Source organism: Lawsonibacter asaccharolyticus (assembly GCF_022453915.1).
Taxonomy (GTDB): domain Bacteria; phylum Bacillota; class Clostridia; order Oscillospirales; family Oscillospiraceae; genus Lawsonibacter; species Lawsonibacter asaccharolyticus.
Genome location: NZ_CP091870.1, coordinates 2,642,946 through 2,655,580, shown reverse-complemented (window position 1 = coordinate 2,655,580; position 12,635 = coordinate 2,642,946). Strand labels below are relative to the sequence as shown.

The 12,635-nt window shown below is 62.8% G+C and carries 13 protein-coding genes; 11 read left to right on the top strand and 2 right to left on the bottom strand.

What is annotated here, in order from left to right; genetic code table 11:
* Positions 1–14: 14 nt before the first annotated feature.
* The 8 genes from L9O85_RS12760 to L9O85_RS12725 all read left to right on the top strand — a co-directional run bounded on the left by L9O85_RS12760 (position 15) and on the right by L9O85_RS12725 (position 7,119).
* Positions 15–539, top strand: coding sequence for a V-type ATP synthase subunit K (locus L9O85_RS12760; RefSeq protein ID WP_413464689.1), 525 nt, complete (start codon positions 15–17; stop codon positions 537–539).
* A gap of 19 nt (positions 540–558) precedes the next feature.
* Complete coding sequence (locus tag L9O85_RS12755) at positions 559–1,248, top strand: V-type ATP synthase subunit E (protein ID WP_050623425.1); 690 nt, start codon at positions 559–561, stop codon at positions 1,246–1,248.
* Between the two features lie 122 nt (positions 1,249–1,370).
* Positions 1,371–2,369, top strand: a complete 999-nt coding sequence (locus L9O85_RS12750) for a V-type ATPase subunit (RefSeq protein WP_301578826.1) — start codon at positions 1,371–1,373, stop codon at positions 2,367–2,369.
* A gap of 13 nt (positions 2,370–2,382) precedes the next feature.
* On the top strand, positions 2,383–2,691 hold the full coding sequence (locus tag L9O85_RS12745) for a V-type ATP synthase subunit F (protein WP_050623427.1): 309 nt from the start codon (positions 2,383–2,385) through the stop codon (positions 2,689–2,691).
* Positions 2,688–3,200 (top strand): GNAT family N-acetyltransferase, encoded by a 513-nt coding sequence (locus L9O85_RS12740; RefSeq protein ID WP_108980534.1) that lies wholly within the window; start codon positions 2,688–2,690, stop codon positions 3,198–3,200. The genes L9O85_RS12745 and L9O85_RS12740 overlap by 4 nt, the downstream gene beginning before the upstream one ends.
* Positions 3,201–3,244: 44 nt before the next feature.
* Positions 3,245–5,020 (top strand): V-type ATP synthase subunit A, encoded by a 1,776-nt coding sequence (locus L9O85_RS12735; RefSeq protein ID WP_276756501.1) that lies wholly within the window; start codon positions 3,245–3,247, stop codon positions 5,018–5,020.
* Positions 5,017–6,393 (top strand): V-type ATP synthase subunit B, encoded by a 1,377-nt coding sequence (locus tag L9O85_RS12730; protein ID WP_050623430.1) that lies wholly within the window; start codon positions 5,017–5,019, stop codon positions 6,391–6,393. The genes L9O85_RS12735 and L9O85_RS12730 overlap by 4 nt, the downstream gene beginning before the upstream one ends.
* Before the next feature lie 12 nt (positions 6,394–6,405).
* Positions 6,406–7,119 (top strand): V-type ATP synthase subunit D, encoded by a 714-nt coding sequence (locus L9O85_RS12725; protein WP_276756502.1) that lies wholly within the window; start codon positions 6,406–6,408, stop codon positions 7,117–7,119.
* A gap of 71 nt (positions 7,120–7,190) precedes the next feature.
* Here L9O85_RS12725 and L9O85_RS12720 read toward each other — a convergent pair whose 3' ends face one another.
* Positions 7,191–8,099, bottom strand: a complete 909-nt coding sequence (locus L9O85_RS12720) for a LysR family transcriptional regulator (protein ID WP_133248298.1) — start codon at positions 8,097–8,099, stop codon at positions 7,191–7,193.
* 244 nt (positions 8,100–8,343) lie between these two features.
* Between L9O85_RS12720 and L9O85_RS12715 the strand changes: the two genes are divergently transcribed.
* From L9O85_RS12715 to L9O85_RS12705, 3 genes are all read left to right on the top strand, one after another.
* Positions 8,344–9,096: an SDR family NAD(P)-dependent oxidoreductase gene (locus tag L9O85_RS12715; RefSeq protein ID WP_108980538.1), complete on the top strand. Its 753-nt coding sequence runs from the start codon at positions 8,344–8,346 to the stop codon at positions 9,094–9,096.
* Between the two features lie 78 nt (positions 9,097–9,174).
* Positions 9,175–10,293 carry a TRAP transporter substrate-binding protein gene (locus tag L9O85_RS12710; RefSeq protein ID WP_050623434.1) on the top strand — a complete coding sequence of 373 codons (1,119 nt, stop codon included), beginning with the start codon at positions 9,175–9,177 and terminating at the stop codon, positions 10,291–10,293.
* A gap of 163 nt (positions 10,294–10,456) precedes the next feature.
* Positions 10,457–11,275, top strand: a complete 819-nt coding sequence (locus L9O85_RS12705) for a sugar phosphate isomerase/epimerase family protein (protein WP_050623435.1) — start codon at positions 10,457–10,459, stop codon at positions 11,273–11,275.
* A 52-nt stretch (positions 11,276–11,327) separates the two neighbouring features.
* Here L9O85_RS12705 and sstT read toward each other — a convergent pair whose 3' ends face one another.
* Entirely contained in the window at positions 11,328–12,539 is a 1,212-nt protein-coding gene (sstT, locus tag L9O85_RS12700; protein ID WP_301578819.1) for a serine/threonine transporter SstT, read from the bottom strand.
* Positions 12,540–12,635 lie beyond the last annotated feature (96 nt).

The window sequence follows — 12,635 nt, the reverse complement described above, 5'->3', positions numbered from 1 at the left end:
AGGAGGATACAAAAATGGATATGTCACAAGTGGTAGAGTATGGACAGAGCATGACTTTCCTGGGTAGCATCGGCGGGCTGGCCCTGGCCCTGCTGGGGGCTGGACTGGCGGCTGTACTCAGCGGCATCGGCAGCGCAAAGGGCACCGGCCTGGCCGGCGAGGCGGGCACCGGCCTGCTGTGTGAGGATCCCTCCAAGTTCGGCAAGGTGATGATCCTTCAGGTCATCCCCGGCACCCAGGGCCTGTACGGCCTGGTAGTCTGGTTCTTCGCCATCTTCCGTATGGGCCTGCTGTCTGGGACCCTGCCTCAGCTGACCATCGCCCAGGGGATGCAGTATTTCGTGGCCTGCCTGCCTATGGCGCTGGGCGGCCTGTTCTCCGCCATCGCCCAGGGCCGTGTGGCCGCCGGCTCCATCAACATTCTGGCCAAAAAGCCGGATGACTGGTCCAAGGGCATGGTGCTGTGCATCACTGTGGAGTTCTACGCCATCCTCTCCCTGCTGGCCTCCATGCTGATGATCATCAACATCAGCGCCTGAGCGCCGGAAAGGAACAGCTATGGACGGACTTGAAAAGATCACGGCCAGGATCAGCGCCGACGCGGACGCGGAGATCCAGGCCATTCGGGACAAGGCCCAGGCCCAGGCGGAAGAACTGCTGGCCCAGGCCAGGGCCCAGGCGGAGAAGGAGAAGGGCGAGCTGCTCGCCCGGGGCCGCCGGTCCGCGGAGGAGCGGAAGGCCCGCCTGATCTCTGCCGCTCAGATGGAGGGGCGGAAGATGTCCCTGGCTGCCAAGCAGGAGGTGCTGGACGAGGCGTTCCGCCAGGCTCTGGAGGAGATGTGCTCGCTGCCGGAGGAGCAGTACATCCAGCTGCTGGCCCGCCTGGCGGTGCAGGCGTCCTCCACCGGCCGGGAGCAGCTGATCTTCTCCCCCAAGGACCGGACGCGCATCGGCAAGGCGGTGGTGATGGCGGCCAACGACGCTCTGGTGAAGCAGGTGGCCCCGGAGCTGCCCGACGCCATCACCGACTCCAAGGTGGGGGCCTTCCTGGGCAAGGTGGTCAACAGCGCTGCGGCGCAGATCACCGGCACCGGGCTTTTGACCCTGTCCGAGGAGACGAGGCCCATCCGGGGCGGCTTCATCATGGTGGACGGCCCGGTGGAGGTCAACTGCGCCTTTGAGGCCATGGTGCGTGCCCAGCGGGAGCAGCTGGAAAAGCCGGTGGCGGAGATCCTGTTTCAAAAGTGAAGAGTGAGGAGCGGAGCGGGGGGACGGAGGGCCCGGGTGCCCATTGCCAGATCCCGCAGGAAGCAAAGACTGCCCGCAGAGATACGCGCGGCGCTCTGCTCTGACCCGAAAGGGGTGGTATTTTGTCCCAGAAACGAGATACGGATTATTTAGCCGTCTCCACCCGCATCCACGCGATGGAAAACCGCATGCTGACCCGGGAACGGATGGAGCGGATGATCGACGCCAAGGACAGCGGCGAAGCAGCCAAGGTGCTCAGCGAGTGCGGGTACGGCGAGCTGACCCAGCTGACCTCGGCGGCGCTGGAAGAGCTGCTGGCCGATGCCCGGCGGAACACCTTCCGGGACATGACGGACTCGGTGCCTGACCGGCGGCTGGTGGAGGTCTTTCAGCTGAAATACGACTACCACAACGCCAAGGTGCTGATCAAGGCCCAGGCCATGGGGCTGGACGAGGCGCGTCTGCTCTCCCAGGGCGGGCGGTACGATCCCCAGCGGCTGCGGGAGGATTTCCTTCGAGATGACCTTCGGGACTGGGGCGAGGTGTTCCGCCAGGCGGTGCTCCGGGCCAGGGAGGTGCTGGCCGCCACCGGAGATCCTCAGCAGGCCGACCTGGTGCTGGACCGGGCCTGCTTTCAGGAGATGGAGAGCCTGGCACGGGCATGCGGCAGCGCTTTCCTGCAGGGCTATGTCCGCCTGTCGGTGGACGCCGCTAATCTGCGCGCCGCTGTCCGGGCAGCCCGGATGGGCAAGGGCAGCGAGTTTTTGAACCAGATCCTGCTCCCCGGTGGGAACGTATCGGAGCGCGCCCTGGCCGGAGCGAGACCGGAGGAACTGGCAGAGCGCTTCCGTAGCGGCCCCCTGGCCCAGGCGGCGGCGCTGGGGGCGGCCCGGACCCAGCCGGATTCTGGTCCTCTCACCGAATTTGAGCGCCTGTGTGATAATGCGGTCACGGGATATCTGGCCTCGGCCAGCCGGGTCCCCTTCGGGGAGGAGACGGTGATCGGCTATCTCTACGCCCGGGAGGCGGAGATCACCGCTGTGCGCATCATCATGGCGGGACGCATGGCCGGCCTGGATGGGGAGACCATCCGCAGCCGCCTGCGGGCCACCTATGTATAAGGGGGAGAGGAGCATGTATAAGATCGCGGTGGTGGGCGACCGAGACAGCGTGCTGGGCTTCAAGGCCCTGGGGCTGGAGGTCTGTCCTGCCCAGAGCGCGGACGAGGCCAGAGAGATCATCCATCGTCTGGCGAAAGAGAACTGTGCCATCCTCTACCTCACGGAGCAGCTGGCGGTCCAGCTCCAGAGTGAGCTTCAGCGCTATAAGGACGCCCTCACCCCCGCTATCATCCTGATCCCGGGCAAAGAGGGCTCCCTGGGGATCGGGATGGCCAATGTGAAGACCGCCGTGGAGCGGGCGGTGGGGGCGGATATCCTATGAGAGATGGATTCGGGACCTTCCGCAGGGCAGCAGCTGGGGAGGCGGAGCAGGTCTTTGACCTGATCCGGCAGCGGATCGCCTGGATGGATGAGCGGGGCATCCAGCAGTGGAACCACCCCGGCTACCTCAGGCGGTATCCCTTGGACTATTTCCGGCAGTGCGCTGAAGAGGGACAGCTCTACGCCCTGTGGACGGAGTGCGGCGCTCTGGCCGCGGGGGCCGTGGTGTTGGAGGAGGACCCGCGCTGGACCGGCTATGGCGGGAAAGCGCTCTATGTGCATAATCTGGCGGCCAGCCTCCACTTCTCCGGAGCGGGCACGGAGCTGCTCAGGCGCTGCCTGGCCCTGGCCGCGGAGCGGGGGCAGGACTATCTCCGCCTGGACTGCGCCCGGGACAACCCGGTTTTGCATGATTATTATGAACGTTTTGGCTTCCGATTTGTGGCGCCTGTGGAGGACCAGGGGTATCTCGGGGATCTCCTTCAGTACCCCCTGGGGTCCCGGGACTGAGCGGGACGGCGGCACAGGAAGGATCAGAAAGAAGGTTTGAGCCAATGGGAAAAATCGTCAAGGTCTCCGGCCCGCTGGTGGTGGCCACCGGGCTCCAGGAGGCCAACATGGCCGACGTGGTCCGGGTGGGCGAGCAGGGCCTGATCGGAGAAGTGCTGACCATGAATGGGGACACCGCCTCCATCCAGGTCTATGAGGAGACTTCCGGCCTGGGTCCCGGGGCGGAGGTGGTCACCACCGGCGCCCCCCTGTCCGTGGAACTGGGCCCCGGCCTGATCGAGAACATCTACGACGGCATCCAGCGCCCGCTGGAGGTCATCATGGAGACGGTGAAGGGAAATAACCTCCCCAGAGGCGTGGAGGTGCCCGCCCTGGACCGGGAGAAGAAGTGGGATTTCCAGGCCGTGGTGGAGCCGGGCACCCAGGTAGTGGGGGGCGACATCATCGGCACGGTGCAGGAGACCCCCTCTATCCTCCACAAGATCATGATCCCGCCCAGGATGCAAGGGAAGATCGTCTCCATCCAGTCCGGCTCCTACACCGTCACCGAAACAGTGGCCGTGCTGGAACGGGAGGACGGCTCCCGGGTGGAGCTGCCCATGATGCAGAAGTGGCCCGTCCGCGTGGGACGGCCCTATAAGCACAAATATCCCCCTGTGGTCCCACTGTCCTCCGGCCAGCGCATCGTGGACACCTTCTTCCCGGTGGCCAAGGGCGGCACAGCCGCCATCCCCGGTCCCTTTGGCTCGGGCAAGACGGTGATGCAGCACGCCCTGGCCAAGTGGTCTGATGTGGACATGGTGGTGTATATCGGCTGCGGCGAGCGGGGCAACGAGATGACCGACGTGCTGCGGGAATTCCCCGAGCTGGTGGACCCCCGCACCGGCGAGACCCTGATGAAGCGCACTGTGCTGATCGCCAACACCTCCGACATGCCGGTGGCCGCCCGGGAGGCGTCCATCTACACTGGCATCACCATCGCCGAGTATTTCCGGGACATGGGCTACGCCGTGGCCGTCATCGCCGACTCCACCTCCCGCTGGGCGGAGGCGCTGCGGGAGATGTCCGGCCGCCTGGAGGAGATGCCCGGCGAGGAGGGCTACCCCGCCTACCTGTCCTCCCGCCTGGCCCAGTTCTATGAGCGGGCGGGCTCGGTGTCCTGTCTGGGCTCTGAGGAGGACCGCAGAGGCTCCCTCACCGCTGTGGGCGCGGTCTCGCCCCCTGGCGGCGACTTGTCCGAGCCCGTGTCCCAGGCCACCATGCGCATCGTCAAGGTGTTCTGGGCCCTGGACTCCTCCCTGGCCTACCGCCGCCACTTCCCCGCCATCAACTGGCTCAACTCCTACTCCCTCTATCTGGACTCCCTGAAGCCCTGGTACGACGAGCACCTGGGCCCTGAGTTCCTCCAGAACCGGGAGTGGGCTATGGCGGTCCTCCAGGAGGAGGCCAGCCTGAACGAGATCGTCCAGCTGGTGGGCAAGGATTCCCTGTCCGCCAAGGACCAGATCACCCTGGAGACGGCCAAGATGATCCGGGAGGATTTCCTCCAGCAGAACTCCTTTGTGGACATCGATTCCTTCTCCGAGTATGACCGGCAGGAGAAGATGCTGGCCATGATCCGAAGCTATGACCGGCAGTGCCGGGCCGCCGCTGAGAAGGGCGGGGCGCTGGCCGAGCTGTTCACCATCCCCGCCCGGGAGGGCATCGGCCGGGCCAAGTCTGTCCCCGCCGACCGGTATGTGGAGGCCTATGCCCAGCTGGTCCGCCAGATGGAGGAGCAGATCTCCGCCGTGGCAGAGAAGGGAGAGGAAGCGCTGTGATTCGGGAATATAAGACGATCCAGGAGATCTCCGGCCCCCTGATGGTGGTGGACCATGTGCAGGGCGTCACCTATGACGAGCTGGGGGAGATCGAGCTGTCTGACGGTACCATCCGCCGCTGCCAGGTGCTGGAGGTCAACGGTGATTCCGCCGTGGTGCAGCTGTTTGAGAGCTCTGCGGGCATCAATCTGGCGGAGTCCAAGATCCGCTTTTTGGGGCACCCCCTCCAGCTGGGGGTGTCGGAGGACATGCTGGGCCGGGTCTTTAACGGCATGGGCCGGCCCATCGACGGCGGACCTGCCATCCTGGCTGACGAGTACCGGGATATCAACGGCCTGCCCATGAACCCTGCCGGCCGGGACTACCCCAACGAGTTCATCCAGACGGGCATCTCCACCATCGACGGACTGAACACCCTGGTCCGGGGCCAGAAGCTGCCAATTTTCAGCGGGTCCGGCCTGCCCCACGCCGCGCTGGCCGCTCAGATCGCCCGCCAGGCCAAAGTGCTGGATGGGGAATCCAACTTCGCGGTGGTCTTTGCCGCCATCGGCATCACCTTTGAGGAGTCGGAGTTCTTTGTCAGCGAGTTTAAGCGCACCGGTGCCATCGACCGCACGGTGCTCTTCACCAACCTGGCCAACGACCCGGCGGTGGAGCGCATTGCCACCCCCCGTATGGCCCTGACCGCTGCGGAGTACCTGGCCTTTGAAAAGGGGATGCACGTACTGGTCATCATGACCGACATCACCAACTACGCCGAGGCCCTGCGGGAGATCTCCGCCGCCAAGAAGGAGGTCCCGGGCCGCCGGGGCTACCCCGGCTATCTGTACACCAACCTGGCCACCATCTACGAGCGGGCGGGCCGCCAGCTGGGCAAGGAGGGCTCTATCACCCTCATCCCCATCCTGACCATGCCGGAGGATGACAAGACCCACCCCATCCCTGATCTGACGGGGTATATCACCGAGGGACAGATCATCCTCTCCCGGGAGCTGTTCCGCCGGGGCATCAATCCGCCGGTGGACGTGCTGCCCTCCCTGTCCCGCCTGAAGGACAAGGGCATCGGCGTGGGCAGGACCCGGGAGGACCACTCGGGCACCATGAACCAGCTCTTCGCCGCCTATGCCACCGGTAAGGAGAACAAGGAGCTGATGTCCATCCTGGGCGAGGCCGCCCTCAGCCCCACCGACCTGCTGTATGCCAAGTTCGCGGACGAGTTTGAAAAGCGCTATGTTTCCCAGGGAACAGAGGAGAACCGCTCCATCCAGGAGACACTGGACCTGGGCTGGGAGCTGCTGTCTATCCTGCCCACCGCGGAGCTCAAGCGCATCAAGCCGGAGCTGATCGAGAAGTATCTGCCCCAAAAGGGCTAAGGGGGGACCAGAATGCCTTCCACGACCATAAATCCCACCCGTATGGAGCTGACCCGCCTGAAGGGCCGCCTGCGCACCGCCCAGCGGGGCCACAAGCTGCTCAAGGACAAGCGGGATGAGCTGATGAAGCAGTTCATGGAGGTGGTGCGGGAGAACCGGGCCCTCCGCCGCCGGGTGGAGGAGCAGCTGATGCGCGCCCAGAGCTCCTTCACGGTGGCTGCCGCTGTCATGTCCCCGGAGATGCTGGAGCAGTCCCTGCTCTATCCCAAGCAGAGCGTAGAACTGGACATGACTTTTCAGAATATCATGTCGGTGGATGTGCCTCAGTACCACTTCAGGACCCACAGCCAGGACCCGGGGGAGATCTACCCCTACGGCTTCGCCAACACCTCAGGAGAGCTGGATGACGCGGTCTCTGCCATGTCCCAGGTGTTCCAGGATATGCTGAAGCTGGCCGAGATCGAAAAGACCTCCCAGCTGCTGGCGGAGGAGATCGAAAAGACCCGCCGCCGAGTCAATGCCCTGGAGTATGTAAAGATCCCGGAGATGCAGGAAAATATCAAATATATCACCATGAAGCTGGACGAAAACGAGCGGGCCAACACCATACGCCTGATGAAGGTGAAGGAGCTCCTGCTCAGAGACGCCATTGAGGAGCGGAGAGAGGCCGACGCCAAGGCGGTGGAGGCCTTCGCCGGATACCCGGAGGGACCGGCAGGCGTTTGACGCCCAGCAGGATCTGCATGAAAGAGCCCGGATGGGACCATAGGGTCCCATCCGGGCTTTTCGCAGCCCGTTCAGCTGTGCCGCTGAGAGTCGGACTGCGCCCGGGCCCGCTGGAGGACGAAACGCAGGAAGGCCTGCATAGAGGGGGGCTGCTCCTCATCCCGGCGATAGGCCATATAGATGGTGCGCTTGTAGAGGCGGTCCTTCAGGTGAAGGAGCTTCACTTGGCTGTTGTCCAGCACATCCGTTTTGGCCACGATGGAGACTCCGAAGCCGCTGGCCACCAGAGAGGAGATGCTGGCCTCTCCGGTGGCATTGCAGAATACCTGAGGCGTCCAGCCGCTCTGGGAGATGTACGCCATGATATCCCGGTAGATCTGGACATGGGGCATATAGGTGATAAAGGGGTAGGGGGCGAGCTGACTGAGCAGGATCTGGTCCTCCGCAGCCAGCGGATGGTCCGGCGGCACGATGGCCACCAGCTCCTGGTCCAGCAGGGGGACGAACTCCACCTCCGGCTCGCCCTCCTCGTAGATACAGAAGACCACGTCATAGAGGAAGGTCTTCAGCCCGTCCAGCAGCTCCCGGGTGGGCAGCTCCCGAAAGCCGAAGGTGACCTGCTCATAGCCTGGCTGCTGGAGAAAGGCCCGCACCGTCTCGGGCATGAATTTGGGGGAGAGGGGGGCGATGTAGCCCACGTCGATGTGGCCCTGCCCCGGGCGGGCGGCCCGCTTCAGGGTGGCGTTCACAGAGTCCAGGCGGCCCAGGAGGGCGTCCACCTCCTTAAAATAGAGCAGGCCGTATTTGCTCAGTTCCAGGTGGCGTCCCTTTCGGAGAAAGAGGGGGACTCCCAGCTCCCGTTCCAGGCTGGCGATGGCGGCGCTGAGGGAGGGCTGGGAGATCATCAGCTGTTCCGCGGTCCGGTGGAAGTTCAGCTGTCCGGCTGCTGTCCTAAAATAATAGAGCTGATTCAATGTCAAATTGCTGCACCTCCCCAAAAATGCGGAAAAATATCCTATATATTTCCCTATATTTTATTAAAAATTGAGAAGTTTGTCAAGAAATAAACAAATATTGATAAAATTAAATCTATCAAAAAGGCAATGAATTGGTATTTTACTTTTTGACGACTTGGCTGGATAATAGAGACAGGAAAAGGAAAAGAAAACCCAATTAGATTTGTGATAATATCCAAACAAAGAGCTTTAGAAATGAGGGATCGATATGGAGCGTTATCAGGATAAAGTGGTGCTGATCACCGGTGCGGGTGACGTGGCCGAGGCGGCTGCTAAGCGGCTGCTGTGTGAGGGAGCAAAGGTGGCTTTCTCTGACTTCTCCCAGGAGGCGCTGGACGCAGCCATCTCCGGGCTGAAGGCCGAGGGGTGGGACGGGGAGCGCCTTATGGGCATAAAGTGCGACGTGCGGAAGTATGAGGAGTGCGAGGCGGCGGCCAATGCCGTCCTGGCCAGGTGGGGGCAGATCGACACCCTGGTAGCCACCGCCGGCATCATCCGCCACTGTCCTATCGACGAGATGACTGAAGCCCAGTGGCAGGATGTTGTGGACATCAACCTCACCGGCGTGTTCCACGCGGTGAAGTCGGTGGTCCCCTCCATGAAGGAGCGGAAATACGGACATATCGTGGTCATCTCCTCCATTGGAGGTCGGACGGGCCGTCCCGGCGTGGGTGTCAACTACGCTGCCACCAAGGCCGGTGTGAACGGGTTGGTGATGTGCCTGGGCTATGAGCTGGGGCCCTGGCAGATCACGGTGAACAGCGTGGCCCCCGGCCCCCTGAAGGGAAAGATGTTCGCCGGCATGACCCAGGACCGTATCGAATCCCTGTCCGCCGGTATCCGCCTCCAGAGGATGGGCGAACTGAGCGACGTGGCCGCCGCCATCGCCTATCTGGGCAGCGACGACGCCGCCTGGACCACCGGCGAGGTGCTGGATGTGAACGGCGGCCTCCAGTATTGAGGCCGGCAGATCCTTTGTGCAAAAGCCGTGAAAACGGCGCTGATCCATAGCTGATACATAAAACGAGGAGGAAAGACAATGAAAAAAGCGATTGCCCTGATTCTGACCCTGGCCATGTCCCTGAGCCTGGCCGCCTGCTCAGGCGGTGGAAGCGGCTCCGGAGCCGCTTCCAATCCCCCGGCTGCTTCCGGCGGTAGCAGCACATCTGGTACGGTCTCTTCCGGTTCTGCTTCCGGGGCCTATGCGGATCTGGAGCCTGTGGAGCTGTCTCTGGCAGATGCTGCCGCGGTGGGGGCGGCTGGAGAGACTTTCGACCGCCTGTTTGCGGAGAAAGTGGAGGAGATCACTGGCGGAAAACTGACAGTCTATCTCTATCAGAATGGAGAACTGGGCAGTGACATGGACATACTTTCCCAGATGCAGGATGGACACCTTGATTTAGTGGGCTCCCAGATCGCAGCGGTCGTAAACTTTGTCCCTGAGATGGCTATCTTCGACCTGCCCATGGTGTTTGCCCAGTATGACGGCGAGACCATCGACCAGGTGCTCAACGGCGACAGCCAGACCCATGCCGCCATGTCCGCCGCCTATGAGACCGCCGGTCTGGAACTGCTGGGCATCCAGCAGTACGCCACCTACCGCCTCACCACCGCCAACCGGGACTTGAAGACCTTGGCAGACTTTAAGGGGCTTCAGATCCGCACCATGGAGAACGGCAACCACATGGCCTTCTGGACTGCCATCGGCGCCGCCCCCACCCCTCTGGCCTGGGCTGAGGTGTTTATTGCCCTGCAGAACGGGACCATCGATGCCCACGAAAATGCGGCGGATACTGTTCTCGGGGCCAATATTCAGGAGGTGCAGAAGTACCTGGCCTGCACCAACCACATCCTGTACGCCAACCAGCTGTCCATGAACAAGGAGAAGTATGACTCTCTGGACCCCGCCTATCAGGCGGCTATCGTGCAGGCGGTGGAGGAAGCCATTGAGGAAATGAAACCTGAAATGAAGAATATTGATGAAACCAGCAAGCAGGCTTTGGTGGACGGGGGTATGACTCTCATCGAATATGATGATTCTTTCTATCAGGAGATCCTGGCGCTGGATACTGTCCAGGCCCTCTACGATAAGATCGATGCGGATGTAAATGGTTTGGGCACCACCCTTCAGGAGGAGCTTGCCGCCGCTCAGGGCTGATCTATCCCGCGATATTCCGCTTAGCAGCAGTTTCTTCCTGTTGCTCCTCTTAAACCGAATGCCTCTTTGCGGTCCGCTGGTCAGAGCGGGCCGTAAGGGGGCATTCCCCTTCCAGCAATCAAACAGACGGGCGAACGCCCCACAGAATAAGGAGGTCTCTCTTATGAGCAAGTTTTTTTCCCTGGCCTATCTGACTCTGCCCAACACCCACCCGGTGGATCAGATCGAGATCGCCGCCCAGTGCGGCTATGAGGGGGTGGGCCTGCGGACCATCTCCCAGCACCTGCCCGGAGAACCGGACTACGCCCTGGCCAACGGCCGAATGTTCCAGATGGTCCGCGCTGCCCTGGAGCGCACCGGCGTGAGGCTGATGGACATCGAACTGGCCCGGGTGGCGGACGGGGTGGACGTAATGAGCTACGAGAAGGAGTTCGCCCTGGGGGCCGAGCTGGGGGCGAAATACGCTATCGCCAGCGTGTGGAGTGCGGACCGGGACTTCTCCCGGGTGCAGTTCGAGAAGATGTGCGATCTGGCGGACAAATACGGCATGAAGCTCAATCTGGAGTTCGTCCCCTTCTCAAACATCCCCGGCCTGACCGAAGCCCTGGCCTGGATGGACCTGATGGACCGGCCCAATGTGCAGGTGCTGGTGGACACTCTGCACGCCCACCGGGTGAAGGTCACCCCAGAACAGCTGCGGGAGGTAGCGGCAGAGCGATTCGGCTTCGTCCACCTGTGCGACGGTCCGGCCTTCATCCCGCCGGTGGACCACCCGGACATGGTGGGCGTGGCCCGGGGCGGACGGCTGTACGTGGGAGAGGGCGGCATCGACCTGGCGGGGATGCTGAAGAACATCCCTGATCCCCCCTACTATTCCATCGAGCTGCCCAACGCGGCGGAGGTGGCGATCCGGGGCAAGCTGGAGCACGCCAGACGCTGCCTGGAGACCGCCAAAACCTTCTTCGCGGCGCACCAGATCTGAAGAGAAAAGAGGCCCGGGATCTTCTGATCCCGGGCCTCTTTTTGGCGTTTGGTCAGTCCTGACGAGCGGCCAGGCGGCGGCTGCGGAACTCGGCGGCCGCGGTGAACAGCACGTCGGAGGAGGAGTTCAGTGCCGTCTCGCAGGAGTCCTGGACGACGCCGATGATGAAGCCGATGCCCACCACCTGCATGGCGATGTCGTTGGGAATGCCGAACAGGCTGCACGCCATGGGAATCAGCAGCAGGGAGCCCCCCGCCACACCGGAGGAGCCGCAGGCGGCGATGGAGGCTACCACGCTGAGCAGGAAGGCGGTAGGAAAGTCCACCGAGATGCCCAGGGTGTTGGCAGCGGCCAGGGTGAGGACCGAGATGGTGATGGCGGCCCCAGCCATGTTGATGGTGGCTCCCAAGGGGATGGAGACGGAGTACTTCTCCTCGTCCAGGCCCAGCTCCTTGCACAGCCGCAGGTTGACCGGGATATTGGCGGCGGAGCTGCGGGTGAAGAAGGCCATGATGCCGCTCTCCTTCAGGCAGCGGAACACCAGAGGATAGGGGTTGCGCCGGATGCACAGGAAGACCAGAATGGGGTTGACGATCAAGGCCACGAAAAACATACAGCCCGCCAGGACGCAGAGCAGGCGGCCGTAGTCCATGAAGGAGGAGAAGCCGGTCTCCGATACCGTGGTGAACACCAGACCCAGGATGCCGAAGGGGGCGCAGCTGATGACCCAGCGGATGGCGGTGGAGAGGGTGTCAGACAGGTCGCCCAGCACCTGCTTGGTGCGGTCGGAGGCGTCCCGCAGGGCGATGCCGAAGACCACAGCCCACAGCAGCACCCCGATATAGCTGGCCTCCGCCATAGCGGAGATGGGGTTGCTCACCGCGTTGTTGAGCAGGGTATGGAGGATCTCGCCGATGCCGCCGGGGGCGCTGGAGGCCGCCTCCTGGGCCAGCGCCAGGGTGGAGGGAAACAGAAAGCTGGCAACCACCGCACACAGCGCAGCCAGAAGGGTGCCGATGAGGTAGAGCGCGATGACGGTGCTCATATTGCTCTTGGCCCCTTTCTTGTGCTGTGCCAGGGAGTGCAAGACCAGGAAAAAGACAAGCAGGGGGGCCAGGGCCTTCAGCGCGCCTACGAACAGGGTGCCCAGGAGGCTGAGGAAGGAGGCGCCGGGCAGGAGGAAGCCCAGGACAGCGCCCAGGATCAGGCCGATCAGAATACGTTTGACCAGGCTGAGCTGGTTCCATTTGCAAAGCAGTTCCATGAAGAGGTTCCTTTCTGGCCAAAGGCCGGGGAATGGAGGGTGTTCCGCCGGAAGAGGACATCTGTCCGTCCGGACAAAGAGGTCAAAAAAAGACAC